This is a genomic window from Streptomyces chumphonensis (genome assembly GCF_014779715.1).
Taxonomy (GTDB): Bacteria; Actinomycetota; Actinomycetes; order Streptomycetales; family Streptomycetaceae; genus Streptomyces; species Streptomyces chumphonensis.
Genome location: NZ_JACXYU010000006.1, coordinates 192,582 through 218,201 on the forward strand (window position 1 = coordinate 192,582; position 25,620 = coordinate 218,201).

At 73.7% G+C, this 25,620-nt stretch carries 23 protein-coding genes and 2 riboswitches; of the genes, 8 read left to right on the forward strand and 15 right to left on the reverse strand.

Features of this window, described 5'->3' with window-relative positions:
* Positions 1 to 55 precede the first annotated feature (55 nt).
* Together IF129_RS14350 and aztA are read right to left on the reverse strand one after the other, a co-directional pair.
* Positions 56 to 1,534, reverse strand: a complete 1,479-nt coding sequence (locus tag IF129_RS14350) for a sugar transferase (protein ID WP_191210019.1) — start codon at positions 1,532 to 1,534, stop codon at positions 56 to 58.
* A 541-nt stretch (positions 1,535 to 2,075) separates the two neighbouring features.
* A complete protein-coding gene (aztA, locus tag IF129_RS14355; RefSeq protein ID WP_191210020.1) occupies positions 2,076 to 2,816 on the reverse strand; it encodes a zinc ABC transporter ATP-binding protein AztA in 741 nt (246 codons plus the stop codon).
* Between the two features lie 14 nt (positions 2,817 to 2,830).
* Here aztA and aztB point away from each other — a divergent pair, with 14 nt between their 5' ends.
* From aztB to aztD, 4 genes are all read left to right on the forward strand, one after another.
* The gene (gene aztB, locus IF129_RS14360) at positions 2,831 to 3,694 is read left to right on the forward strand and encodes a zinc ABC transporter permease AztB (RefSeq protein ID WP_191210021.1); all 864 of its coding nucleotides are present in this window, start codon (positions 2,831 to 2,833) and stop codon (positions 3,692 to 3,694) included.
* Between the two features lies 1 nt (position 3,695).
* Entirely contained in the window at positions 3,696 to 4,937 is a 1,242-nt protein-coding gene (locus tag IF129_RS14365; protein ID WP_191210022.1) for a hypothetical protein, read from the forward strand.
* Positions 4,938 to 4,999: 62 nt separating this feature from the next.
* Positions 5,000 to 5,929 carry a zinc ABC transporter substrate-binding protein AztC gene (aztC, locus tag IF129_RS14370; RefSeq protein WP_191210023.1) on the forward strand — a complete coding sequence of 310 codons (930 nt, stop codon included), beginning with the start codon at positions 5,000 to 5,002 and terminating at the stop codon, positions 5,927 to 5,929.
* 82 nt (positions 5,930 to 6,011) lie between these two features.
* Complete coding sequence (aztD, locus tag IF129_RS14375; RefSeq protein WP_191210024.1) at positions 6,012 to 7,205, forward strand: zinc metallochaperone AztD; 1,194 nt, start codon at positions 6,012 to 6,014, stop codon at positions 7,203 to 7,205.
* 67 nt (positions 7,206 to 7,272) lie between these two features.
* Here the strand turns inward: aztD and IF129_RS14380 are convergent, their stop codons facing one another.
* The 5 genes from IF129_RS14380 to IF129_RS14400 are packed head-to-tail and all read right to left on the reverse strand — an operon-like array spanning position 7,273 to position 12,412.
* Positions 7,273 to 8,022 carry a class I SAM-dependent methyltransferase gene (locus IF129_RS14380; RefSeq protein ID WP_191210025.1) on the reverse strand — a complete coding sequence of 250 codons (750 nt, stop codon included), beginning with the start codon at positions 8,020 to 8,022 and terminating at the stop codon, positions 7,273 to 7,275.
* Positions 8,019 to 9,254 (reverse strand): MFS transporter, encoded by a 1,236-nt coding sequence (locus IF129_RS14385; RefSeq protein ID WP_191210026.1) that lies wholly within the window; start codon positions 9,252 to 9,254, stop codon positions 8,019 to 8,021. The genes IF129_RS14380 and IF129_RS14385 overlap by 4 nt, the downstream gene beginning before the upstream one ends.
* Positions 9,247 to 10,500, reverse strand: a complete 1,254-nt coding sequence (locus tag IF129_RS14390) for an ATP-grasp domain-containing protein (RefSeq protein WP_191210027.1) — start codon at positions 10,498 to 10,500, stop codon at positions 9,247 to 9,249. The genes IF129_RS14385 and IF129_RS14390 overlap by 8 nt, the downstream gene beginning before the upstream one ends.
* The gene (locus IF129_RS14395) at positions 10,497 to 11,519 is read right to left on the reverse strand and encodes a cysteine synthase family protein (RefSeq protein WP_191210028.1); all 1,023 of its coding nucleotides are present in this window, start codon (positions 11,517 to 11,519) and stop codon (positions 10,497 to 10,499) included. Before IF129_RS14395 ends, IF129_RS14390 begins: the two co-directional genes overlap by 4 nt.
* Positions 11,516 to 12,412, reverse strand: a complete 897-nt coding sequence (locus IF129_RS14400) for a GHMP family kinase ATP-binding protein (protein WP_318153743.1) — start codon at positions 12,410 to 12,412, stop codon at positions 11,516 to 11,518. The genes IF129_RS14395 and IF129_RS14400 overlap by 4 nt, the downstream gene beginning before the upstream one ends.
* Before the next feature lie 142 nt (positions 12,413 to 12,554).
* Positions 12,555 to 12,702: riboswitch (cobalamin riboswitch) on the reverse strand.
* A 311-nt stretch (positions 12,703 to 13,013) separates the two neighbouring features.
* On the opposite strand from IF129_RS14400, the gene IF129_RS14405 reads away from it, so the two are divergent.
* Entirely contained in the window at positions 13,014 to 14,000 is a 987-nt protein-coding gene (locus tag IF129_RS14405) for a ferric reductase-like transmembrane domain-containing protein (protein WP_191210029.1), read from the forward strand.
* Positions 14,001 to 14,032: 32 nt separating this feature from the next.
* A riboswitch (cobalamin riboswitch) is annotated at positions 14,033 to 14,221 on the forward strand.
* 41 nt (positions 14,222 to 14,262) lie between these two features.
* Entirely contained in the window at positions 14,263 to 14,667 is a 405-nt protein-coding gene (locus IF129_RS14410; protein WP_191210030.1) for a (2Fe-2S) ferredoxin domain-containing protein, read from the forward strand.
* Positions 14,668 to 14,716: 49 nt separating this feature from the next.
* Here IF129_RS14410 and katG read toward each other — a convergent pair whose 3' ends face one another.
* Entirely contained in the window at positions 14,717 to 16,945 is a 2,229-nt protein-coding gene (gene katG / locus IF129_RS14415; protein WP_191210031.1) for a catalase/peroxidase HPI, read from the reverse strand.
* Positions 16,946 to 17,337: 392 nt separating this feature from the next.
* Between katG and IF129_RS14420 the strand changes: the two genes are divergently transcribed.
* Entirely contained in the window at positions 17,338 to 17,748 is a 411-nt protein-coding gene (locus IF129_RS14420) for a Fur family transcriptional regulator (RefSeq protein ID WP_191210032.1), read from the forward strand.
* Here the strand turns inward: IF129_RS14420 and IF129_RS14425 are convergent.
* Together IF129_RS14425 and IF129_RS14430 are read right to left on the reverse strand one after the other, a co-directional pair.
* Positions 17,718 to 18,692 (reverse strand): ROK family protein, encoded by a 975-nt coding sequence (locus IF129_RS14425; protein WP_191210033.1) that lies wholly within the window; start codon positions 18,690 to 18,692, stop codon positions 17,718 to 17,720. The two genes, IF129_RS14420 and IF129_RS14425, sit on opposite strands and share 31 nt — an antisense overlap.
* Before the next feature lie 70 nt (positions 18,693 to 18,762).
* A complete protein-coding gene (locus IF129_RS14430) occupies positions 18,763 to 19,491 on the reverse strand; it encodes a LysR family transcriptional regulator substrate-binding protein (protein ID WP_318153744.1) in 729 nt (242 codons plus the stop codon).
* Positions 19,492 to 19,629: 138 nt separating this feature from the next.
* On the opposite strand from IF129_RS14430, the gene IF129_RS14435 reads away from it, so the two are divergent.
* Complete coding sequence (locus tag IF129_RS14435; RefSeq protein WP_191210035.1) at positions 19,630 to 20,037, forward strand: DUF5997 family protein; 408 nt, start codon at positions 19,630 to 19,632, stop codon at positions 20,035 to 20,037.
* An 18-nt stretch (positions 20,038 to 20,055) separates the two neighbouring features.
* Here the strand turns inward: IF129_RS14435 and IF129_RS14440 are convergent, their stop codons facing one another.
* Genes IF129_RS14440 through IF129_RS14460 form a run of 5 tightly spaced genes read right to left on the reverse strand, consistent with a single transcriptional unit; the run spans position 20,056 to position 25,616 of the window.
* Positions 20,056 to 21,465 (reverse strand): NADH-quinone oxidoreductase subunit N, encoded by a 1,410-nt coding sequence (locus IF129_RS14440; RefSeq protein WP_191210036.1) that lies wholly within the window; start codon positions 21,463 to 21,465, stop codon positions 20,056 to 20,058.
* A 5-nt stretch (positions 21,466 to 21,470) separates the two neighbouring features.
* Positions 21,471 to 22,964 (reverse strand): complex I subunit 4 family protein, encoded by a 1,494-nt coding sequence (locus IF129_RS14445; protein WP_191210118.1) that lies wholly within the window; start codon positions 22,962 to 22,964, stop codon positions 21,471 to 21,473.
* A gap of 2 nt (positions 22,965 to 22,966) precedes the next feature.
* Entirely contained in the window at positions 22,967 to 24,802 is a 1,836-nt protein-coding gene (locus IF129_RS14450; RefSeq protein ID WP_191210037.1) for a proton-conducting transporter transmembrane domain-containing protein, read from the reverse strand.
* Positions 24,799 to 25,104, reverse strand: coding sequence for an NADH-quinone oxidoreductase subunit NuoK (gene nuoK, locus IF129_RS14455; protein ID WP_191210038.1), 306 nt, complete (start codon positions 25,102 to 25,104; stop codon positions 24,799 to 24,801). Before nuoK ends, IF129_RS14450 begins: the two co-directional genes overlap by 4 nt.
* Entirely contained in the window at positions 25,101 to 25,616 is a 516-nt protein-coding gene (locus tag IF129_RS14460) for an NADH-quinone oxidoreductase subunit J (RefSeq protein WP_191210039.1), read from the reverse strand. The genes nuoK and IF129_RS14460 overlap by 4 nt, the downstream gene beginning before the upstream one ends.
* Between the last annotated feature and the right edge of the window lie 4 nt (positions 25,617 to 25,620).

A 25,620-nucleotide genomic window follows, 5' to 3' on the forward strand; every position in this document is an offset into this window, starting at 1 on the left:
GGCAGGCCCTCTCGGCCTGCGATCGGCGCACGGGCCGCACGACGACGGCCGCGCATCAGTAGGCCCCCTGCCCGTGGACGACCGCCCGGAGCGTCTTCCACAAGATCACCGTGTCCAGGGCGAGCGACCAGTCCTCCACGTACCGCAGGTCCAGCCGGACCGTCTCCTCCCAGGAGAGGTCGCTGCGTCCGCTGATCTGCCACAGGCCGGTGAGCCCCGGCTTGACCAGCAACCGCCGCCGGATGTCCGGGTTGTACGCGGCGGACTCCTCCGGCAGCGGGGGCCGGGGGCCGACGAGCGACATCGACCCGGTGAGCACGTTGAGGAGCTGGGGCAGCTCGTCGATGGAGTACCGGCGCAGCACACTTCCCACCCGTGTCACCCGGGGATCCCGGCGGAGCTTGAACAGCAGCCCCGCGCCCTCGTTGCGGTCGGCCAACTCCGCCCGGGCCCGGTCCGCTCCGGCCACCATGGTGCGGAACTTGAGCATGGTGAACTCGCGGCCGTCCTTGCCGACCCTGCGCTGGCGGTAGAACGCCCCGCCCCGGCTGTCCGCCAGCACGAGCAGGGCGACGCCCAGCATCAGCGGGGCGAACAGCAGCAGCAGGACCGCCGCGCCCACCCGGTCGACGACTCCCTTGACCGCCCGGCGCCCGCCGGTGAAGGTCGGCATGCTGACCCGCAGGAGCGGGATCCCGAGCACCGCGTCGACGTGTAGCCGGGGTCCGGCCACCTCCATCAGGACGGGGGCCACGATCATCTCGGCGTCGCTGCCCTCGAGGTTCCACGCCAGCCGTTGCAGCCGGTCGGGGGACCAGTGCGGGTCCGGGGTGACCGCGACGACCCGGTAGCCGTCGCGGCGGACGTGGTTCGCCACCTCCGACAGCCGGCCCACGACCGGTACGCCGTCCAGGTGGTCACCGCCGGGCCCGAGGCCGTCCGGTGTGCACACCGCGTCCACCCGCCAGCCCAGGTGCGGGAACTTGCGGGTGCGGGTGATGAGGTCGTGCACGGTGGCCGGGCTCCCGGCCGCGAGCACCGGACGCAGGCACCGGTCCTCGTTGCGCTGCTTGTGCAGCCACAGGCGCAGCAGATAGCGCGCCGTCATGGTGACGAGCGCGGTCGCGGGGATCGCGACGAAGATCCAGAGTTTGATGTTGCGCGAGGTCAGGGCGATTCCGGCGAGTGCGAGGACGACGGTCGCCGTGAACAGCGCGCGTCCCAGACGGCGGAATTCCTCAGCCCCCTGGCCGAGAACCGCCGGAGCCCACGCCCGGGTCACCGCCAGCGTTCCCAGTACCAGCAGTTCGGTGGCGAAAGCGAGAATGCCCCACTTCTCGTGCCAGTCGGCCGCGTCCCGGGCCCCGAAGAAATTGCCGATCGCCGCCACCACACAGGCGGTGGCCACCGTGTCGGCGCCGATGACGTAGCGCCGGTACCGCTGCTCCCAGTCGATCGTGGGTCTGCTGATCGTCCCGCTCGCCAGACGCCCGTGCGCCGGCGGAGACGGGCTGACTAATCCCGCTTGCCGCACAGAACCCCCCAGGTTCGACGTGCTCGCCCAACACCGTTCCTCCCGATGGGAGGCCCCCGTCCTCCTGCCCCTCCTCACGGCAGGCGGCTTCCCGCCTCCGTGCATGTTCCGACCGGGCCCGACCGACGCACCACGACCGCGTGCGGCCATGGCGGTTCCACGTGCCCCGCCTGTTGTCCGAGAGCCACGGGTACGCGAATCCCCGGTGCTCCCCGCACCAGGGGCTTCCTCCCGGGCCCCGGGAATCGACCACCCCCAAGCCCGGCACCGGGACGCGACTGCTCGCCGTCCACGCCGGACCTAAAGATCATGACGTTCGCCCCAGTCCTGAACGGCTGAAGCACGCGTCAATCTAGACCATTGGCAGTTGGTATGAAGAGAGGATGTGTGAAATTCGTGCCGGAGATTTGGGGTTGGTTCACCTGTTCGGTGAACACCGCCTGAAACGTCGGCACCACGACACGCTCCAGTCACCCTTCTCGCAGGTCCGGGCGTGCTGTTTCCCCGGTGCCGGGGCGGCGCGCTGGTGAACTCCGTCCTGTCAGGCGGACTCCCACATCCGGGCGAGCGCCGAGGTGGTGAGGACGCGGCCCGGGTGTCCCTCGGCCACGAGACGCCCCTCGCGCAGCAGCAGGCAGTGGTCGGCCGCGCGTGCGGCGTGGAGGTCGTGCGTGGCCTGGACCACGGTCACGCCGTCGTTGACGAGCTCCCCGAGCAGGACCCCGATCCGTTCACCGGCCTCCGGGTCCAGCCCGGTGGTCGGCTCGTCCAGGAGGAGGAGGTCGGACTCCTGCGCCAGGCCCTGGGCGATCAGCGCGCGTTGACGCTGCCCGCCGGACAGCTCGCCGAGCTGGCGCGAGCCGAGGTGGGCTATGCCGAGTCGGTCGAGGGCGCTGTCCACCATCGCCCGGTCGCGCTTCGTCAGCCGGCGCCACGGGCCGCGCACGCCCCACCGCCCCATCGCCACGGCCTGTCGCACGGTGAGCGGCAGGGCGTCCGCGACGCCTCCGCGCTGGGGGACGAACGCGGGCCGGCGGTCTCCGTGGGTGAGGACCTCTCCTGATGTCGGACGGATCACACCGGCCAGGACTCCGAGGAGTGTGGACTTCCCGCTGCCGTTCGGGCCGATGAGGGCCGTGGTGGTCAACCTGTCGAAGCGGGCGTCGAGTTCGCGGATCACGGGGCGGCCGGGGTAGCCGGCGCACAGGGCGGTCAGGCGTAGGTGCGGCGTCCGCTGCGCGGGTGGGGAGGGGGCATCGGGCTTGATGAACATGATTGTCATTGTAGTGTTCTCGTATGGAGTGGTTGACGGCCCCGTTCGAGGCGGCCTTCGTGCAGCGGGCCCTGTGGGGCGGTGTTCTGGTGTCGGCGATCTGCGCGCTCGCAGGGACCTGGGTGGTGCTGCGCGGCATGGCCTTCCTCGGCGACGCGATGTCCCACGGCCTGCTGCCGGGCGTCGCGCTGGCCGCACTGCTCGGCGGCGACCTGCTGGTGGGCGCCGCCGTGAGCGCGGCCGTCATGACCGCCGGGGTCAGCGCGCTGGGGCGGACCCCGAGGCTGTCCCAGGACACCGGGATCGGCCTGCTGTTCGTCGGGATGCTGTCCCTCGGGGTGATCATCGTCTCGCGCTCCCCGTCGTTCGCGGTGGACCTGACCGGCTTCCTGTTCGGTGACGTCCTCGCCGTCCGGGAGCAGGACCTGCTGCTCCTGGCAGCGGCCCTGGTGGCGGCGCTCGTGGTCGCCCTTCTCGGCCACCGGGCCTTCCTCGCCCTGGCCTTCGACCCGCGCAAGGCCCACACCCTCGGCCTGCGGCCGCGTCTCGCCCACGCCCTGCTGCTGGGCCTGCTGGGTCTCGCGATCGTCACCTCGTTCCACATCGTGGGAACGCTGCTCGTACTCGGACTGCTCATCGCCCCACCTGCGGCGGCACTGCCGTGGGCGCGGAACGTCCGTGACGTCATGGGGCTCGCGGCCCTCCTGGGTGCCACCGCCACGTTCGGTGGACTCCTGTTGTCCTGGCACCTGGGCACCGCCGCCGGCGCGACCGTCTCGGCGCTCGCGGTGAGCTTCTTCTTCCTCTCCCACCTGGCCTCTGGCCTCCGGCGCCGTTTCCGGCGCCCGGCCGACGCCCTCACCCCCGCCACCACGGAGAAAGCCTGACATGACCGCCTTGACCGCCCGCGGGAGCGCCGCTGCGCGAACCTCGTCCGCAGTGATCGTCACGCTGCTCCTCGCCACGAGTTGCGCGCAATCCGGGAGCGACGGGCCCTCGCCGCGGGCACATGCCTCGTCGGCCGCCCCGCACGGATACGTCGAAGGCGCTGAGGAAGCCCCGGAGCAGCAGTCGCGCCTGTTGCTCAACGACCCCGTCAGCGGCGACAGCCGCGTGCTCGACCTCATCACCGGAACCGTGCACAGCACCGCTTCGGTGAAGGGCACCGTCCGGCTGGGCACGGACGGACGGTTCGGCCACTTCCACACGGCGCGGAGCACGCACCTGATCGACAGCGGGGCCTGGACCGTGGACCACGGGGACCACGTCCACTACTACCGCGCGGCGATACGCGAACTCGGCGACATCCCCGGTGGGTCGGAGGCCCGGATGCACGGCGACTCCGCCGTCACCGCCGTGACCGACGGGGAGGGCCGAGCCCTCCTCTACGACCGCGACGAGCTCGAGGACGGCCGGATCGGCTCCCCCCGCACACTGCCCGGGACCCACGCCGGCCCCGTCCTGCCCTACGCGGAACACCTTCTGACCTTCACGGAGCGGGACGGCACCACGAGGCTCGCGGTCCTGGACCGGGAGGGCGACCCCGTCGAATCCCCGCGCGCCGCGTGCGACCGGCCCCGAGGGGCCGCCGTCACCGGCCGCGGAGCGGTGCTGGGATGTGCCGACGGCGTCCTGCTGGTAGGAGAGCGGGACGGTGCCTTCACGGCCGAGAAGATCTCCTACGGAGAGGACGTTCCGGCCGCACAACGGGCCGTCGGCTTCCGGCAGCGCCCGGGCAGCGACACCCTCACCGCCCCGGCCGGGACGGACGCCGTCTGGGTCCTGGACGTCACCGAACGGACCTGGACCCGCGTGGAGACCGGCCCCGTCGTCGCGGTCGGCACCGCCGGCGAGGGCTCCCCGTTGCTGGTCCTCGAGACCGACGGCGCGCTGCACGGCTACGACATCGGCAGTGGCGAGGAGGTCGCCCGCACCGAGCCGCTCCTGACGGGGGAGCACCGGGCGGGCACCGACGGCGGGCCGGTCATCGAGGTCGACCGCAACCGCTCCTATCTCAACGACCCCCGGGGGAGACGCGTGTACGAGATCGACCACGACGACGACCTGCGCGTCGCGCGCACCTTCGACGTGGACATCGAGCCGCACCTCATGGCGGAGACGGGGTGGTGAGGGTGTCCGCCACCACCGCGAGGCCACGGCGGACGCGGGGCCGGGGAGTACGGTGGCCCGCCATGCTGTCGGCGCTGCTCGCGCTCTTCGCGGCCGGTGCCGCGACCTCCTGCGCCACGGAGCGCGACCAGCCCCGGATCGTCGTCACGACCAACATCCTCGGCGACGTCACGCGGCAGGTCGTCGGCGACGAGGCCCGGGTCACCGTCCTCATGAAGCCCAACGCCGACCCGCACTCCTTCGGGCTCTCGGCACCCCAGGCCGCGGAGCTGGAACGCGCCGACCTGGTCGTGTTCAACGGCCTCGGACTGGAGGAGAACGTGCTGCGGCACGTGACGGCGGCCCGGGAGTCCGGGGTCGCCACCGTGGAGGTCGCAAGAGCCGTCTCACCTCTCACCTTCCGGTTCGGCGACGACGGTCCGCACCGCCAGGAGGGGCAACCCGATCCGCACTTCTGGACCGACCCGGACCGGATGCGCAGGGCGACGGGCCTGATAGCGGAGCACGTGGTCGAGCACGTCGGCGGCGTGGACGCGGCGGCGATACGCGCGAACGCCGAGCGCTACGACGAGAGCCTGGAAGACCTCACCCGCTGGATGACGCGGTCCTTCGCCCGCATACCCGAGGACCGGCGTGCCCTGGTCACCAACCACCACGTCTTCGGCTACCTCGCGGACCGCTTCGGCTTCCGCGTGCTCGGTGCCGTCATCCCGAGCGGCACCACCCTGGCCTCTCCCAGCTCCTCCGACCTGCGCGCGCTCAGCCGGCTGATGGAGACCTCCGGCGTGCGCACGGTGTTCGCGGACTCGTCCCAGCCGAAGCGTCTGGCCGAGGTGCTCCGGGAGGAGGTGGGCGGCCGTGTCCAGGTCGTCGAACTCTACTCGGAGTCGCTGACGGCACCCGGCGAGGGCGCCGACACGTACCTGCGGATGATGCGCGCCAACACCAAGGCCATGACCGAGGGGCTGGTCCCCGGCACGTCCGGCGACTGAACCACGACCCACGGACGCCGGCCGACCGAGCCGGACGTCCCGCACCCCACGTCGCCACCGCGCGGCTCGAAAGGAACACCCGGTGAACATATCGATCCCGAAGCGAGGCCTCACGGCCACCGCACTCACCCTGGCGGTGGCCACGGCGCTCACCGCCTGCGGAGGGGACGGCTCCTCCTCCGAACCCCGGCCCGAGGCCACACCGGACGCGAAGGCGACGGTCGAGGACCCGCTGGTCGCCACCTTCGACGGCGGCCTGTTCATCCTGGAGGGCGAAACCCTCGAACTCGCCGACACCATCGACATGCCCGGCTTCAACCGGATCAACCCCGCAGGCGACGACCACCACCTCTTCGTCTCCACCGACAGCGGGTTCCGCGTGCTCAACGCCGCCGAGAAGAGGCTCACCGACATCGCGTACGAGGGCGCCGAGCCGGGCCACGTCGTCCGCCATGCCGGCAGAACCGTGCTCTTCACGGACGGCACCGGCGAGGTCAACGTCCTGGATCCGGCCGCCCTGGCCGAGGGGGAGAAGCCCGACGGTCGTTCCTACACCTCCGCCGAGCCGCACCACGGAGTCGCCGTCGAACTGGAGAACGGCGAACTCCTCAGCACCGTCGGCACCGAGGAGAAGCGCACCGGCATGCTCGTGCTGGACGCGGAGAACAAGGAGATCGGGCGCAGCGAGGACTGCCCCGGCGTCCACGGGGAGGCCGCGGCACAGGGCGAGGCCATCGCCGTCGGGTGCGAGGACGGAGTCCTGGTCTACAAGGACGGCGAGTTCACCAAGATCGACTCCCCCGACGTCTACGGCCGCATCGGGAACCAGGCGGGCAGCGACGCCTCCCCCGTACTCCTGGGCGACTACAAGTCCGACCCCGACGCCGAACTCGAGCGCCCGACCCGCGTCTCCCTCATCGACACCGAGACGGCGGAGCTGCGCCTGGTCGAGTTGGGCACCAGCTACTCGTTCCGTTCACTGGGCCGCGGGCCCCACGGCGAGGCCCTGGTCCTCGGCACGAACGGCGCCCTGCACGTCATCGACCCGGAAACGGGCACGGTGGAGAAGGAGATCCCCGTGGTGGACGCGTGGCGGGAGCCGTTGGACTGGCAGGAGGCCCGGCCCACCCTCTTCGTCCGGGACCACACCGCCTACGTCTCCGAACCCGGCGAACGCGCGGTCCACGCCGTCGACCTCGAGTCCGGCGAGAAGACCGCCTCCGTCACACTGCCCCAGCCCACCAACGAGCTGTCGGGCGTGGTCGGGGGCCACTGACCCCCGGCCGTCGCGCGCGACCGACGAGGGGGCGTCCCCGGAAGGCGCCGGGGACGCCCCCTTCCTCTCAGTCGGCGCGCGAGGCCCGCAGGACGAGCCGGTCGGCGTGCTCGTCGTAGGGGCGGCCGTCGAACCCGCCGAAGATCTCCACCCGGCCGAATCCCGCCTCCTCGGCCAGGCGCCGCAGTTCCACCGCGCTGTACACGAACCACACGAGCGAGGCCCGCGTCACCCGCTCGCCCCGCACCAGCACCCAGTCGCTGCGCAGCCGCGCCCAGTCGTCCAGCACGGTGTCGGTCTGCACCATCAGGTCCTCGCCCCGCCGCACCACCTTCGGCGGCGTGACCCTGCGGGCCAGCAGCTCCTTGCCGGCCAGGTCCAGGACGAGGGTGCCGCCGGGCCTCAGGCCGTCGTGCAGGGTCCGCAGGACGCGCGCGTTGTCGGCGGGGTCCTCGAAGTACCCGAAGGACGTGAACAGGTTGAGGACGACGTCGAACGCCTCCGGGGCCCGGTACGTGCGCGCGTCGGCCCGGACGTAGGTGACGCGCGCACCGGCGTCGGCGGTCCGTGCGCGGGCGCGTTCCAGCATCGCCGGGCTGAGGTCCACCCCGGTCACCTCGTGCCCCTGGCGGGCGAGCGGCACGGTGAACACCCCCGGCCCGCAGCACAGGTCCAGCACCCGGGTGCCGGGGGCGAAGGAGAGCAGGGGAGAGGTCTTCAGCAGCTCCTCGGCCTGGGCGTAGCGCTGCTCGGAGAAGAGGAAGTCGTGGAACTCGGTCCAGAAGGCGTCGTCCAGGAAGCCACCGGTGGAGGTCATCTCGGCGTCAGTGCTCCTTCGTGGTCGTCGTGACGGGGGTGCCGCGCGGCGCGACGGCGCAGGGTCAGCAGGACGGGGGGCAGCAGGAGGCACTGCGCGGCGGCCAGCAGCCAGAACGAGCCGGTGTTCCCGACGCGTTCGCCGAAGCCGTACAGCTGGCCGCCGAGCACACCGCTGGCGCACGCCCCCAGCCCCGCCGCCAGGCGCTGCTGTCCGAAGACGACGGCGTCGGAGCGGGGGCTGCGTCGCAGGGCCTCCAGGTCGTTCTTGAGGAACAGCACGATGTCGCCGAGGGTGATCAGCGCGGCGCCCGCCAGTATCGCCGTCCGGGTGCCGGCTGCCAGTACGGCCAGTCCGGCGGCCATGCCCAGGAAGCCGAGGGTGAGGGCCAGGCCGTACGGCATGCGCCGGATCAGTCCGGAGGCCAGTGGCTGCACGACGATGACCAGGGCGAAGCAGAGCAGCAGGACGAGGCTGTAGAACGTGCCGGAGGCCCGCTCGACGGCGTACACCGCCAGGAAGTGCTGGAAGTGGAAGTAGAGGTAGAAGGCGAGCGCGTTGGCGGCGAAGGGGAGTGCCACGACCCCGGCCAGGATGCCCGGGCGGGGGGCGTCCTCGTCGGACGGGGCGCCCCCGCCCGCATCGGGCAGCCGCGCGTGGCCGACCGTGACGGCGAGGAACAGCCCCGTGGCGGACGCGAACAGCCATCCGGGCGCGGACAGGACGAACGGCCCGGCGATGAGCGGGCCCACGGCCATGCCCGCGTTGAGCGCGGCGTTGCCCGCCGACAGGAACGCCGGACGGCGCTCGTCGTCGACCCCGTGCACCAGGTACGCCTTGTTGGCGGGCAGATAGAGCGCGGCCCCGCAGCAGGTGAGGACGAGGGCGCCGACGGCCAGGGACGGCCAGCGCAGCGCCAGCAGCAGCCCGAGGAAGCCGGCCGTGCGCACGGTCAGGGCCCAGAGCATGGTGCGGCGCAGTCCGACGCGGTCCGCGAGGGCGCCGCCGAAGAGACCGCCGGAGAACTGCACGAGGGACGCGGCGGCCAGGACCACACCGACGGTGCCGAGGCCCATGCCGAGCCGTTCGTGGAGGAACACGGACATGAACGGCAGCACCATGAAGCTGCCGAGCGGGATGAGGAACGAGCTGAGCAGGAGAAAGCGCAGCGGTCCGGTGAGCGGGAGGAGGGCCGCCCGTAGCCCCGGCGCGCCCGGGGCGGGCTCAGCCACCGTGGGCCCGCCGTCCGTCCGGTTCGGGGAAGGGCTCGGTGAGCACGCGCAGTGCCCCGGCGGCGGCCACGGCACGGTGCGTGGCCAGTTCGGCCGTCTCCGCCTCCGCGTAGACGATGCCGGCGTACCCGCGGCTGTCGTCCAGGTGCTCGACGGGATCGCCGACCCGGCGCACCGGGTACCAGGTGGGCGTTCCCGGCATCCCCGGCAGCCGGTCGAGCCCCGCGACGCCGGTGAACACGCCGGGTTCGGCCGGGTAGCCGAGGACGAAGGCGACGGCCGGGCCGCCCGGCGGCTCGGTGTCCATCAGGTGGGGGCGGCGGCCGAGCGCCGTCTCGACCATCGCCTCGTACACGTTGACCCCGAGCGCCCGGCACAGTCCCTCGCCGACCAGCGCCCCGCCGATCCGGGGGTTGATCTCCACCACCTCCGGCCCGTCGGCGGTCAGGACGAACTCCACGTGGGCGAAGCGGTCGGTGTAGCCGACGGCGTCGAGCACGGCGCCGAGCCACCGCTCCAGCGACGCCCGCCGAGGCTCCGGGAAGGCCACGGGGAAGGCCGTGATCTCCTCGCGGAAGCGGGGCTCGGGCGACATGAGCCGGCTGGAGACGCCGAGCAGTCGGGTGCGGTGGTCCCAGGTGAGGGTCTCGGCGCTGTACACGGGCCCGCTGAAGTAGGGCTCGGCGAACAGCCGGCCCTTCAGGGACCGTCCCGCGCTCTCGCCCAGCGCCCGGTCCAGCTCCTCCTCGTTCCGCACGAGCCAGACGTTCTGGCTGCCGGTCCCCGCCGTGTCCTTGACGACGGCGGGCAGCCCCACCTCCTTGAGGAGCCGCTCGCGGGCGCCCGGGTCCGTGGCGGGGACCTCGACGGCCCGTCCGCGCGTGAGTCCGGCTCCGTGCAGGCGGTCGCGGACGGCGGCCTTGTCCCGGGTCAGCCTCAGCACGGAGGGGTCGAGACCGGGTAGGCCCAGCCGGGCGGTGAGTCGCGCCCCGGTGAGCGTCCAGGTGTCCGTGGAGCTGATCAGGCCGCGCAGCCCGGGGGTGTCCTGGAGGTGGCCGGTGAGCCGCTCCACGTCGAAGGTGTCGGTCGCGACGACGTCCAGGGAGCCGGGGGGCAGGCGGTCCAGTTCGTAGGCGTAGAAGGACGGGTCGCGCGTCAGCAGGAGCAGCCGCTCGCCGAGCGCCCCGGCGGCGTCCACCAGGCGGCCGAGGCCGAACGTCAGGGACTCCAGGCAGGCCACGGTCATGCGGCGGGCTCCTTCCAGTGATCCGGGCAGGCGGCGCGCTGCCACGTCGTGCGGGACCAGGGCATGGTCATCTCCTCCGGGCCGGCCACCTCGACGGGCTTCAACGCCGCCGGGTCCAGGGCCTCCGCGTGCCGGGCGAAGACGCGTTCGACGTAGCGGTGCCCGGTGTCGGCACCGATCACCAGGTGCAGCCGGTCGGGGTGGCGGCGTGCCTCGTCACGCGCGGCCAGGTACGCCGCGCCGGTGGACAGTCCGGCGAACACCGCGTGGTCGCGCAGCAGGGCGATCGCACCGGCCATCGCGTGCGTGAAGTCCAGCCAGTGCACGGTGTCGTAGAGGTGGTGGCGGACGTTGTCGAAGACGATCGACGACCCGATGCCCGCGATGATCGCCTCGGGATCGTGGTGTTCCTGGCTGCCGAACGTGACGCTGCCGAAGGGCTGGACGCCGACGAGCCGCACCGAGGAGTCCCGTCTCCGCAGCCGTTCGACGAGCCCACCGGTGGAGGCGCCCGACCCGACGCCCCCGACGACGGTCAGCTCGGCACCGGGCGACGTCGCCGCGATGCGGTCCGCCACGTTCCGGTAGCCGAGGTAGTGGACGTCGTCGTGGTACTGCCGCATCCAGTGGTGGTCCGGACGCTCGGCGAGGATCTCCCGGACGCGCCGGACCCGTAACTCCTGGTCGAGCTTCAGGTTCTCCGACGGTTCGACCTGCTCCACGGTGGCGCCGAGGATCTCCAGCTGCGCGAGCGTCGTGGTGTCGACGGTGGTGGAGGCGACGATGTGGCACCGCATCCCGTACCGGTGGCACGCGAGGGCCAGCGCGTGGGCGTAGATGCCGCTGGAGCTGTCGATGAGGGTCTGACCGGGGCGGACCGTGCCCCGGTCGAGCAGGTGGCGGACGGCCGCCAGCGCGGAGTAGATCTTCATGGACTCGAACCGCAGCAGAACCATGCCGTCGGTGAGGCGGACCAGGTCGGGAACCTTCAGGGCGTCGGTGATGTGGGGGTGGATCACCCGTAGCCTCCTTGGGCGAATGAGCACTGATGGCCGAGCGAGCGGACGTACGCGGACAGGTCGGCCCGGGTCGCGGAATCCGGGCGGTGGGTGAACAGGTAGCCGATCACGCAGCCCGTGTGGGCGACGAAGACCCCCTCGGCGCCGAACTCCTCGCGGCGGGCCAGCAGACCCTCGTACGTCGTCTTCGGCAGCACCTCCTGGGAGAGGGCGGCGCTGACCGACGCGGCGCGCGCGACGGCGGCCGGGTCGCCCGAGTCGAAGCCCTTGAGGAGGTCGGCCAGACACCGCTCGTACTCCTCGCCCCGCCGCCGGTAGTGGTCCAGCAGGCGGGGCGTGACGGCTGCCGTGTCGACGGTGCCGGGCTCGGTGACGAAGGCGGTGTGGAACCCGATGCCCGTGCCCAGCCGGCGCACCACCCGGTGCCGACCGCTCAGGTGCAGGGCGAACTCGTCGAGGAAGACGCTGTCGGAGCGCTCGATCGCCGCCAGGACGCCGAGGGTGACGTCCATGTCGTCGTTCAGGGAGAACAGCCGGAACAGGCAGCGCAGGGTCGCCACGATGTCCGCCGTGGAACTGGCCATGCCCACGCCCACCGGCAGGTCCGAGTGGCCGCTCCACTCGCCCGGCGGCATGCGCAGGCCGTAGTGCTCCAGGAACAGCCGCGCCGCCGTGGCCGCCTTCTCCCCGAGCCGGTGCGGCTCCCGTCCGTCCGCCGCACGTGTCCCGGGGGTGAAGTACACCCGGCTGTGGCGCTCGACGGGGAAGGAGACGACCGCGATGTCCGGTGCGGGACCGGCCCGCAGCGGCCCCTGGTACAACTCGCCGAGGGTGCCGTGGCAGACGCCGGACGCGGGCACCGGGCGGGGGCGCGTACTGGCCGGTTCACGCACACGTCCTCCTCCGTCCCGGGCCGTGGACACACCGGCCGGGAGGGGGACGTGGCCCCTCGGGGGACGCACGACCGTCCGTACCGCCGACCCAGTCCACGAGGTCACCGTGCACAGCCCGCGCGTGCCGCACGGGCGCAGTGGCAGGTCTTCGGACTCGTGGGCACGTCCACCGCCAAGGGCGGACACCTACCGGCCGTCGCTTCCCGGGCCCGACACGGGCCCAGTGACCTTGACGGCGTTCGTTCCCACTCACCGCTGCGGGACAGTCCCGGATTCCCACCGGGTTCCCTCTTGCGTCGCTCCCCTCGCTCGTCCGGAAGGACGACGGGGGGCGCGAACCGACTGCGCGCCCCAGCCTAGGGACGACCGGTGCGACCCGACAGGGGTCCGCCGGGGGTTGGCCGGAAGTGGGTGGTGCGTCTTGACGGTGTCCCCGGGCGCCGGCGGGGAGCGCAGGTGCTCCGGCCCCCCGGGTCCGGGCCTACCGTCTCGGCCACTACGGCCGGATCACGCCTCCGTGCCGGGTCGTCCCGTGCGTCAGACTGGGGCGCCCACGACCCGGGTGCACCGCCTGTGCGGTGACCGAGAGACAGGAGCCGCGATGGCGTCCGAGGCGAGACCGGCCGGGGCGGGGTCGCCCACTCCGGCGGTACGCACGCCCCCACCCGACCGCGTGGCCCTCCGGGGCGATCTCCGCGCGGCCCTGCCCGACGCCGCCGCGGCGGTGCTGGTGACGGCGGCCGTGTTCGGCTTCCTCTACGTGCGCATGGACTCCGGCGCCTCGGACACCGTCGCCGTCATGCCCTTCATGGACGACCCCGGCACCTACTGGATGTACCTGCTCAGCCAGGCGTTCGGCTGGTCCGGGCTGCTGTGGGCCTGGGGCACGGTCATGCTCGGCCTGCTGCTCTCCGGCCGCCGGCCCGGTGGCCTGCCGGTCCGCCGGGAGACGCTGGAGCGCTGGCACCGCACGACGAGCCTGACCACCATGGCACTGATGGCCGCCCACGCGCTGATGTTCGCCGCCGAACTGGTGCGCTACGAGACGTCGCTGGCCTGGGCGGAGCGACTGTGGGCGGGCTTCGCCGACAGCTTCGTCCCCGGATGGTACGACTCCGGGACCGGCCAGATCGCCATTCCGATCGGCCAGGGCGCCCTGTACCTGGCGGTCCCCCTGGGGCTGCTGTTCTACGTACGGCACCGCATCGGGGCGAACACCTGGCGGCGCCTGCACCGGTTCGTGGTCGTCGTGTACGTGCTGAGCGTGTGGCACACGCTGCTGTACGGGACGAACGTCTGGTACGGGGAGTGGCCGCGCACCGTGCTGTGGCTCCTGCAACTCCCCGTGGCGGCCATGCTGTTGTACCGCCTCCTGCGCCCCGCCCGGCGGGCGCAGCGACTCGGCCCGCCGCCCGGCACCGGCGCGGGGGCCCTCGCCCCGACCTGGGCGACGCGGGCCCTGGGCCGCGTCGTGGCCGCCGCCGTCCTCGTCGGGCTGGTCGTCGTGCCGGTGTCCGGGCACGACGGCGGACGGGACCGGCCGGCCGAGACGCCCGCCACCACCCCGCACGACCACGCGACCGAATGACGGCCCCTCGCCGAAGCCGCCGTGGTGCGCCGCTTCGGGCGGTGGGATGATGTCCGACGACAAGGCGACGGCGGAACGAGGAAGCCGGTGTGAATCCGGCGCGGTCCCGCCACTGTGACCGGCGAGCCGGTCCCGACAGGCCACTGCCCGAAGACGGGTGGGAAGGCCGGGGCAGGCACCGACCCGGGAGCCAGGAGACTCACGCCGTCGCCTCCTCGACGAACCCCGGGGCGGATCTCCCCGGAGAGAGGGAGGGCGCGGCATGTCCGCACCACCGACCCGAACGACGGGCGCCGCTGCGGGCGGCGGCGCGGCGAGGGGCCCGCTGCCGTGCCGCGTCGTCGTGTGCCGGGACTGCTGCTGCGGCAGCCCGAAGATCACCGGTGTCGACCACGCGGCCCAGACCGAGCGGCTGCGCGCGGCCGCCCCCGTACGCGTCTCCGACTGCCTCGACGTCTGCGACCAGGCCAACGTCGTCGTGGTGCAGCCCTCCGCCGAAGGCCGGGCGGCCGGGGCCCGGCCGGTGTGGCTGGGGCTGGTCAACGATCCGGCCGCGACCGAGGACGTCGTCGACTGGATCCGCGACGGCGGCCCCGGTGTCGCGCCGCTGCCGGAGATCCTGGACCTCTACACCTTCACCCCGCCGGGGCGGCGGACCGCGCCGTGAGCCGGCGGCACCCGGGCCGTCCCCGCGCGGGGACGGCCCGGGTGGCGGATCAGACCAGGTCGAAGCGGTCGAGGTTCATGACCTTGTCCCAGGCGGCGACGAAGTCCCGGACGAACTTCTCCCGGGCGTCGTCACAGGCGTAGACCTCGGCGAGGGCCCGCAGCTCGGAGTTCGAGCCGAAGACGAGGTCGGCGCGGGTGCCGGTCCAGGTCACCTCTCCCGTGGCGTCGTCACGGGCCTCGAAGGTGGTCGCGTCCTCGGAGGTCGCCTTCCACGTCGTCCCCAGGTCCAGCAGGTTGACGAAGAAGTCGTTCGTGAGGACGCCCGGGGTCGCGGTGAGCACGCCGTGGGTGGAGCCCTGCGCGTTCGCGCCGAGCACGCGCAGGCCGCCGACGAGGACGGTCATCTCGGGCGCGCTCAGGGTGAGGAGGTTCGCGCGGTCGATGAGCAGGTACTCGGCCGGCAGCCGGTTGCCCTTGCCGAGGTGGTTGCGGAAGCCGTCGGCGGTGGGCTCCAGCGCGGCGAAGGACTCGACGTCGGTCTGCTCCTGCGAGGCGTCCACACGGCCCGGCGTGAAGGGCACCTCCACGGTGACGCCGGCCTCCCGGGCGGCCCGTTCGACGCCCGCGCAGCCGGCGAGCACGATCAGGTCGGCCAGCGAGACCCGCTTGCCCCCGCTCTGGGCGGAGTCGAAGGACTGCCGCACCTCCTCCAGCGTGCCCAGCACGGCGGCCAGCCCGTCGGGGTCGTTGACCTCCCACCCGCTCTGCGGCTCCAGGCGGATCCGGGCGCCGTTGGCGCCGCCGCGCTTGTCGCTGCCCCGGAAGGACGAGGCGGAGGCCCAGGCGGTGGAGACGAGCTGGGACACCGTGAGCCCCGAGGCGAGGACCTGCTCCTTGAGCGCGGCGACGTCCCCGGCGTCGATCAGGTCGTGGTCGCGCTCGGGCAGCGGGTCCTGCCACAGCAGCGTCTCGGTCGGGACCTCCGGGCCGAGGTAGCGGACGACCGGGCCCATGTCACGGTGCGTCAGCTTGAACCAGGCGCGGGCGAAGGCGTCGGCGAACGCGTCCGGGTTCTCCAGGAATCGGCGGGAGATCTGCTCGTAGGCCGGGTCGAAGCGCAGCGCGAGGTCGGTGGTCAGCATGGTGGGCGCGTGGCGCTTGGCGGCGTCGTGGGCGTCGGGGACGGTGCCCGCCCCGGCGCCGTCCTTCGGCCGCCACTGGTGCGCCCCGGCGGGGCTCTTGAACAGCTCCCACTCGTAGCCGAAGAGGATCTCCAGGAACGTGTTGTCCCAGGCCGTCGGGGTGGGCGTCCAGATGCCCTCCAGCCCGCTGGTGATGGCGTCGGCGCCCTTGCCGGTGCCGTGGGTGCTCCGCCAGCCGAAGCCCTGCTCCTCCATCGAGGCGGCCTCCGGGTCGGGGCCGACGGCGTCCGCCGGGCCCGCGCCGTGGGTCTTGCCGAAGGTGTGGCCCCCCGCGATCAGGGCGACCGTCTCCTCGTCGTTCATCGCCATGCGGCGGAACGTCTCCCGGATGTCCCGGGCCGCGGCGAGCGGGTCCGGGGTGCCGTTCGGGCCCTCGGGGTTGACGTAGATGAGGCCCATCTGCACGGCGCCGAGGGGGTTCTCCAGCTCGCGGTCACCGCTGTAGCGCTCGTCGCCGAGCCAGGTGGTCTCGGGGCCCCAGTAGACGTCCTCCTCGGGCTCCCAGACGTCCTCGCGGCCGCCGGCGAAGCCGAAGGTCTCCACGCCCATCGACTCCAGGGCGACGTTGCCGGTGAGGATCATCAGGTCGGCCCAGGAGAGCGCCCGGCCGTACTTCTTCTTGACCGGCCACAGCAGGCGGCGGGCCTTGTCGAGGTTGCCGTTGTCCGGCCAGCTGTTGAGCGGCGCGAAGCGCTGCTGTCCGGCGCCCGCTCCGCCCCGGCCGTCGCTGATGCGGTAGGTGCCCGCGCTGTGCCATGCCATCCGCACCATGAAGGGCCCGTAGTGCCCGAAGTCCGCGGGCCACCAGTCCTTGGAGGTGGTCAGTACCTCGGCGATGTCCCGCTTGACGGCCGGCAGGTCCAGGCTCCGGAACGCCTCGGCGTAGTCGAAGTCCTCGCCGAAGGGGTTCGCCACGGCGGGGTTCTTGGCGAGGATCTTCAGGTTGAGGCGCTCCGCCCACCACTGGCGGTTGCCGCCGCCCTGGGTGGGGTGCGGTGCGCGGTGCGCGACGGGGCAGCCCTCCGCGCCGTCCGTCTTCGCGTCGGTGACGATGGCGTCGGGATTCTCGGACATGGGTATCCTCTCGGGCTCAGCGGATCATGGTGATCAGAGAATTGCAGACGGTCGCGAGGCCCGGAGGCGTTTCGACGGAGGATGTCGGAGCCGCGTCGGCGGGCGCGTGGTGACGGACGGGCCATGGCGAACGACCGGACGGGAGGGACGCGGGACGGTCACGGGCGGGCCGGTGCCGGCCGACGCGGGGAGAGCGGGGGCACAGCCCCGCACGGTGGCCTCCACGGACGCCTGGCCTCCTCCCGCACGGCCCCCCTTGGCCGTCGCCGGAACCGATCCTACGATGGACCGAGTCCAGGTCAAGAAGTTCACCTGATCCGTAGTCAGTCGGAACCCGGACATTCATCGGCGAACTTCGGGTATTCCCAACGCACCTGAAGAGGAGAAGCGAGATGAGTGACCTCCTGGGACGACTGCGGGCGCGTGGCTGGCGGGTGACGTCCCAGCGGCGCGTCGTCGTCGAGGTCCTCGACGGGGACCACGTCCACCTCACCGCCGACGAGGTGCACGTCCGGGCGGCCCGGCGGCTGGCCGAGATCTCCCGCGCGACCGTCTACAACACCTTGAGCGAGCTGGTCGCCCTGGGCGAGGTCAAGGAGGTCGCGACCGACGGGCGCGCCCGCCGCTACGACCCCAACGCGGCACGACCGCACCAGCACCTCGTGTGCTCCGGCTGCGGCACCATCCGCGACGTCCACCCGTCCGGCGACCCCCTGGCCGCGCTCCCCGACACCGAGCGCTTCGGGTTCACGGTGGCGGAGGCCGAGGTCACCTACCGGGGCCTGTGCCCCTCGTGCGTCTGAGGACGTGCGGGGCCGTCCGGGGGCGCGGCGGCCGCCGCCGCGCCGACCAGTCCCGCGTCCAGCGTGCGCCGCGCGGGAACGACCCGGATGTCCCGGGTGAAGTCGAGCACGGCGTAGGTCGCCAGGTGCTCTCGGATCGGCGTGAGGAGGACCTCGCCGGACCGGGCCACGCCGCCGCCGACGACGACGAGTTCGATCTCGACCAGAGCGGCCGTCGCCGCGATCGCGGCGGCCAGGGCCCGGCCCGCGCGGTCGTACGCCGCCGACGCCCGGACGTCTCCCGCGCGGGCCGACGCGGCGACGGCCGCCGCGTCGGGTGCGACGCCCTCCGGCGGCGCCCACCCGGCCGCCCGGGCGTGGGCCGCGATCGCCGTACCGCTGGCCATGCCCTCCACGCAGCCCCGGCCGCCGCACGGGCACCGCGGCCCGTCCAGGTCGACGCTCATGTGGCCGATGTGGCCCGCGTTCCCCGTGCGGCCCGGGTGCACGGTGCCGCCGAGCACCAGGCCGCCACCCACTCCGGTCGACACGACCATGCACAGCGCTGCGGTCACGCCGCGCGCGGCGCCGAGCCAATGCTCCGCCGCCGTCATGGCGAGGGCGTCGCCGACGAGTCGCGGCCGGACGCCGTCGGGCAGCCGGGGATGTTCGGCGATCCGGTCGACGAGGGGGAAGCGGCGCCAGGCCGGGATGTTGACCGGACTCACCGTGCCCCGCCCGGCGTCGACCGGACCGGCGCAGGCGACACCCAGGCGCGTAAGTCCGCCCCAGGCGCGGTGGGCGGCCAGGTCGTCGAGCACCGAGAAGACCGCGGCCATCAGCTCGACGGCCGTTCGCCGTGCCGGGGTGGGCCGCCGGGTACGCGTGAGCGTGGTACCCGCCGGATCCAGGAGGGCCCCGGCGATCTTCGTGCCCCCGATGTCCAGCGCTCCGTAAACCGTCACGCCACAGCGTCTCTGATCGGAGCGCGGAAAGCCACGGGGACGTCGGGCCCGCCGCCGGGCCGGTGGTGGGTCAACGGCGGCGGGGGCGGCCGGTGCCGCGCCGCCCGCCGGTGCCCCCGCGCGGCTTCCTCCCGGCGGACCCGGTGCCGGAGGAGGCCCGGTGCGTCCCGGCCGCGCCCGAACGCTTCCCCTGCTTCCCCGGCCTCTCGGGCCGCGGCTGCTCCGGCGCGTCGGACCGGCGTCGGCCGCGCGTGCTGTTCACGGTCCGCCCGCGCACGACGCCGATGAAGTCCTCCACGGCGTCCGTCGTCCGCTCCTCCGGCCAGGCCAGCGCGACGCCCGACTGCGGCGCGTCGGCCACCGTCCGGTAGGTGAGGTCCCTGCGGTGGTGCAGGCGGGCCAGGGACTGGGGGACGACCAGCAGGCCGACGCCCGCCGCCACGAGTTCGACGGCGTCCCCGGTCGTGGCCGGACGGTCCAGCGCGGGCCGGCCGGGAGGCCCTTCCCAGTCGAGCGTGTCGTCCAGGGGGTGGAGGAGGATCTCGTCCGCCAGCTCCGCGAGCACCACCTCGTCCGCCGCCGTCACCAGGTGGTCCTTCGGCACCACGACGACGGTGGTCTCGGTGTACAGGGGGATGGCGTGGAGCGCCGTCCGGTCCACGGGCAGCCGCAGCAGCGCCGCGTCGGCCGCACCCCGCAGGAGCACCTCGGAGGCGTCGGCGGGGGAGACGTCCACCAGGCGCAGCGGGACACCGGGATACCGCTCCTCCCACGTCCGCACCCACTTGCCGGGCGTCACGCCGGGAACGTACGCGAGGCGGAACCCCTGCGGGGACGCGGCGGGGGTGGGCGGGGGAGGGGGTGGTTCCTGGCCTGTCACCGGGCCAGGCTACCGGCGTGGTCGGGGAGGGCGCGGACGCTCGATATCCTGGACGGCATGACGGCGCACCGGAAGACCCAGACCATGAAGCCCGCGACGGCGGCCAAGAAGCTGGGTGTGTACCTCGACGCCACCCCCGCGGAGTTCCGGGACGGGGTCGTCTCCCGGGACGAACTGAACGCCCTCCAGGCCGATCCGCCCGCCTGGCTGCGGGAGCTGCGGCGCGACGGCCCCCACCCGAGGCCCGTGGTCGCGGCCCGCCTCGGCGTCTCCATCTCGGGCCTCGCGCGCGGCGGCGTCACCGAAGCGCTCACCTCGGAGCAGATCGAGGCGCTGAAGCAGGAGGACCCGGAGTGGCTCCGCAAGGAGCGCGCCACACAGGCCGACGTCCGCGCCGAGGCCGCGCGGCTGAAGGAGAAGAAGCAGGCCCGTGAGGCCGAGGAGGCCCGCCCCCGCTCGGCCTGACCGGCGGGCGGTCGCTCCTCAGCGCAGCAGGCCGTCGGGCAGCACCGCGAGGACGGGGCCCGCCGCGACGCCCAGGGCCACGGTCGCGGCCGCCGCCCCCACGGCCGTCGTGGACGCCCAGGGGCGCGCGTCCTCCACCGGTGCGGTCTCCGGCGGCCCCGGCGTGAGGGCCGGGGCCAGCCAGCGCAGGTAGTAGAAGAGGCTGGCCACGGTGTTCAGCGCCGCGACGACCACGAGCCAGGCCAGGCCACCGTCCCAGGTCGCGGAGAAGACGGTCAGCTTGCCGACGAACACGGCCGTCGGCGGGGTGCCCACGAGGCCCAGGAGGCAGACCGCCAGCGCGGCGGTCGTCCACGGCCGGTGCCGACCGAGCCCCCGGTAGGCGCCCAGCGTCGTCCGGGTCGGCAGGGCGGCGGCCACGGCGAAGGCGCCCACGTTGGTGAGCGCGTAGGCCGCGAGGTAGAACAGCAGCCCGCGCAGGGCGTCCTCCCGACCCGCGACCGCGACGGCCATCAGGGCGTACCCCGCCTGGCCGACCGTGGAGTAGCCCAGGAGCCGCAGCGGGTCCCGCTGGCCGAACGCGGCGAGGTTGCCGAGCGTCATCCCGGCCGTGGCGACGGCCGCCACCAGCAGCCGCCAGTCCACGACGGAGTCGGGGACGGCGAGCAGGACGCGGGCCAGCGCGATGAGGCCGCCGATCTTCGGCACCGTGGTGAGGAAGGCGGCGGCCGGCACGGTCGCCCCCGTCGCGGCGTCCGGTACCCAGAAGTGGCCCGGCACCGCGCCCGCCTTGAACAGCAGCCCGGCCAGCAGGGCGACGACGCCCACCGCGAGCGCGGCCCTCGGCGCGCCGCCCAGGGCGTCCCGCAGTCCCGCGTAGTCGGTGGCGCCCGCGAGGCCGTAGAGCAGCGTGACGCCGAGCAGCAGGGTGATGCCGAGGAGGGCCCCGAGGAGGTACGTCTTGAGCGCGGCCTCGGCCCCCCGCGCGTCGCGGGCCCATCCGGCCAGCGCGTACAGGGGGAAGGAGGCCAGCAGGTAGGCGACGGCGAGGACCAGCAGGTCGGAGGCGCCCGCGAGAAGAACGCTGCCGAGCGACCCGAGGAGCACGAGCACGGAGAACTCGGCCTCCCGCCGGTCGCCCCGGGTCCGCTCGACGGAGAGGGCGAGCACCGCCAGTGCGGCCAGCGGCACCAGGACGCGCGCGGTGTGGGTCGGCCCGTCGACGGCGTAGGTGTGCGCGTACACCATGCGGTCGTCCCCGGCGGCCTGGACGACGGCCGCCGCAAGGGAGCCGACGAGCGCGAGGGCCGCGATCAGCCGGGCGGGCCACTGGCGCTGCCGGGGCAGGTAGGAGCCGGTGAGCAGGGTGAGGACGGCCCCGAGGAGCAGCAGCAGCTCGGGGGCCAGGGCCAGCGGATCCATGGCCATGGGCCTCACCGGGAGACCAGCTCGACGACCCGCCGCGCCGCCGGTTCCACCGTGTCCAGCAGCCACCGGGGCGCGAGCCCGACGGCCACCGAGAGCGCCAGGAGCGGCACCACCGACCAGGTCTCGGCCGGTCGTAGATCGTGCACCGGGGCGGTGGCGCTCCCCGGCGGGCCGAGGAACACCCGGTGCAGCGCCCGCAGGAACAGCCCGGCGGTGACGAGGATGCCGAGGAGCGCCAACGCCGTGGGAACGGGGGCCGGGCCGAGCGACCCGGCGAAGATCTGGAACTCGGCGACGAAGCCGCTGAAGCCGGGCAGGCCGAGCGAGGCGAAGGCGGCCAGCGCGGTGAGGGCCGCGAAGCGCGGCGCGGGGCCGGCGAGCCCGCCGAAGGCGTCCATCGCGTAGGTGCCCGCCCGGTCCCACAGCACCCCGGAGAGGAGGAACAGCGCCCCGGTGATCAGGCCGTGGCTGACCATCTGCGCCACCGCGCCGCTGACCGCCACGGTCCGCGTCCCGGTGTCACCGCCGCCGAGCATCCCGGCGGCTCCCAGCGCCAGCAGGATGTACCCCATGTGGTTGACGCTGGTGTAGGCCACCATCCGTTTGAAGCCGGTCTGCGCGAGGGCGACCAGCGCCCCGTACAGCACGGAGACCACGCCCACGACCACGACGACGAGCGCGTACGTCCGCCAGGCGTCCGGCAGCACCGGCATGGCGATGCGGACGAACCCGTAGGTGCCCATCTTCAGCAGGACGGCGGCCAGGACGGCCGAACCGGCGGCGGGGGCGTCGGTGTGGGCGGGCGGCAGCCAGGTGTGGAAGGGGAACGTCGGGGTCTTGACGGCGAGCCCGACACACACGGCCAGCAGCACGAGCGCACCCCCGGCGCCCTCACCCCGCAGCGGCGGGTCGGCGGTCAGCTCGACGAGGTCGAAGGTGTGCGGGGACGAGGCGGCGTACAGGCCGATGAACCCGAGCAGCAGCGCGAGCGAGCCGACGAAGGTGTAGAGGAAGAACCGCAGCGCCGAGCGCGCGGCCCGCGCACCGTGCCCCCAGCCGGCGATGACGAGGTACATCCCGACGATGGAGAGGTCGAAGAAGAGGAAGAAGAGGATCAGGTCGAGGGCGGCGAACAGCCCGAGGCACGTGGTCTCCAGAGCGAGGAAGAGGGCGGCGAAGCGGCGGACGTCGCGTTCCCCCTCCCGGCGCAGCGTGTGGACGGCGCACATGAGGAAGACGACGGCGGTGAGGGCGAGCAGCGGCAGCGACAGGCCGTCGACGCCGACGTGGTAGGCCGCGCCGGCGCCGGGGATCCAGGGCCGGTCGGTCTCGTGGCCGATGCCCTCGCCGTCGTACGTCACCCACAGCGCGACCGTGAGCGCGAACTCCCCCGCCGCGACCACCACCCACGCCCACACCACCACGCGGTCCGGCAGCCTGCGGGCGGCCAGCAGCAGCGCGGCCGCGACGAGCGGGGCGAAGACGGTCAGGGAGAGCACGCTCACCTCAACAGCAGGAGCAGGACGACGGATGCGGTCAGGAGGACGATCGCCTGGGCGTAGTACTGGTGGAGCTGTCCGGTCTGCGGGCGCAGCGCCGCCGCGCCCAGGCGCCGTGTCCCGGTCGCGACGCCCCGCACGAGGCCGTCGACGCCGCCGTCGGCGCGGGTGGTCCACCCGGCCAGGCGGCGCACCGCGCGCGCGGCGGCGGCCACGGCCCGGTCCACGACGGCGTCGTCGAACCGTGCCAGCGCACCGGCCGCCGCCAGCACGGGGCGTACGACGAGTGCGTGGGCCGCCGCTTCCAGACCGAGCCAGTTCCGCGCCCGGGCGGGCTCGGGCAGCCGGTCCGCGAGGAGGACCGCGCCCGTGGTCACCGCCACGGCGAGGGCGGCGGTGGCCGTCATCGTCCCGGCCCCGGCGGCGGGCTCGCCGGAGGCGTCGAGCACGGCCTTCAGCCGGTCACCGCCCAGGGCGGGCAAAGCCAGGGCGCCCAGGCCGGCCGCGCCGAGAGCGAGGACGGCCAGCGGGAGGCGTGCGGCGGGGCGGGGGCCGCGCGGGCGTTCCGGCCCCCGTCCGGGTGGGCGCAGCAGCAGCCCCAGGGCCTTGCCCGCGTAGCCCGCCGAGAGCACGGCGGCGCCCAGAGCGACGCCGTACAGCGCGGGGCGTTCGACGCCGGCGAGGATCTCGTCCTTCGTCGCCCACAGCGACAACGGGGGGACACCGGCCAGGGCGAGCGCTCCGACGGCGAACGGCACACCGACGCTCCGGTCTCCGCGTGCGGCGCCGCGCAGGGCGTGCATCCGCTGCGTGCCGAGCGTCGTCAGCCACACCCCGGCGGTCAGGAAGAGGAGCGCCTTGACCGCCGCGTGGGCGACGAGGTGGGCCGTGCCGCCCGCGAGCGCCCCGACACCGGCGGCCAGGACCACGAAGCCGAGCTGGGCGGCGGTGGAGGCGGCCAGCAGCTGCTTGAGGTGGCGCTGGGCGAGCGCCACGGCTCCCAGGGCCAGTGCCGTCAGCGCGCCCGCCCAGGCGGCGACGTCGGCCGCCCACCCGGTGGCGGAGAGCAGGGGGTGCGCCCGCAGCAGCAGGTAGCCGCCCATGGCGACCATGGCGGCCGAGTGGAGCAGCGCACTGACCGGGCTGGGACCGAGCATGGCCCGGGAGAGCCAGAAGGAGAACGGAAGCTGGGCCGCCTTGCCGAGCGCTGCGGCCAGGACCCCGGCCGCCGCGAGGTCCCGCCAGCCGCCGTCCAGAGCGGGCAGGGCGTCCAGGGCGAGGGTGCCGCCGCCCGCCAGGGCCGCGCCCGCCGCCAGGTAGAGGCCGATGTCCCCGGTGCGAGTGGTGAGGAAGGCGACCGTTCCGGCCGCCGGGGGGCCGTCCGTCCGCCAGTGGAAGGCGATCAGGCCGTAGGAGGTCGCGCCCATCACCTCCCAGGCGAGCAGCAGTCCGGTGAGCGTGGTGGCCGTGGCGGTCAGCAGGACGGCGGCGAGGAACAGCAGCATCAGGCCGAAGAACCGGGGGCGTCCGGCCCCGATGTCGGCCGTCGCGAAGAGCAGGACGAGGAGGCCCACGGCCGACACGGTGACGATCACGACGGCTGACAGCCCGTCCACGGCCAGCGCGAGCGGGCCGCCCGGCAGGAAGTCCGCCGTGGTGCGCGGCCGGTGCACGGCGGCGAGCAGGGCGAGGACGGCGGTGGCCGCCGCGACGGCGACGGCGACCACCGCGGCCGTGCGGCCCGGGCCCCGTCCGCCGCGGTCGCCCCCGGCGAGGGCGAGCACCCCGCCCGGCACGGCGGGCAGGAGGACCAGCGTCCACAGCAGGGTGCCGCTCACCGCTTCAGCTCCGCCGCCGTGTCGGTGGTGTCGACGTCCTTGGCGCGGAAGAGGAGGGTCACGACGGCGAAGCCCATCGCCATCTCGACGGTCATCGCGGAGATGACGACGAGGACGAGCACCTGCCCGTCCGGCTGGGCGGGCGCGACGAAGTACCAGAAGGACGCGGCCGCCACGACGACCCCGTTGATCATCAGCTCCAGGCCCATCATGACCATCACGACGGACTGCTGGCTGAGCGCCCCGTACAGGCCGACCGCGAAGAGGGCGGCCGCCAGCAGGAGGAAGAGGTCCAGCGTCATCGGCGCCCGCCCCGCACGTCGTAGCGGCTGCGGGAGGCGGCCAGGACCAGCGCGGCCACGATCGTGGTGAACAGGACGGCGCCGACGCCCATCATCACGAGCATCTTCGTCTCCATCACCCCGGTGCCGACGGACCGGGTGGGGTCCTCGGGCACGGTGCCGCGCCGCTCGGGCCAGGGGGTCAGGAGGGCGACGGCGGCCAGGGAGAGGAACACGCCCACCGACAGGGCGAGGGCGCCCCGCCGGTTGTGCACCATCGACATCGGCATGAGACCGGCCGAATTCATCATGAACATGATCATGAACACCGCCATGATCGCCATCTCCATGACCATCATCAGCACGGTGACCACACCCAGGTAGGCCAGGTCCAGCAGGAGCAGCTCCAGCCCCACGGCGACGAAGGACAGCGCCAGGGCGTAGGTGGCCCTGGCCATCGAGTCGACCCGGAACACCGCGATCCCCGCGCCCACCGCCACCACGGCCGGCGACCAGAACAGCAGCCCCTCCACGACC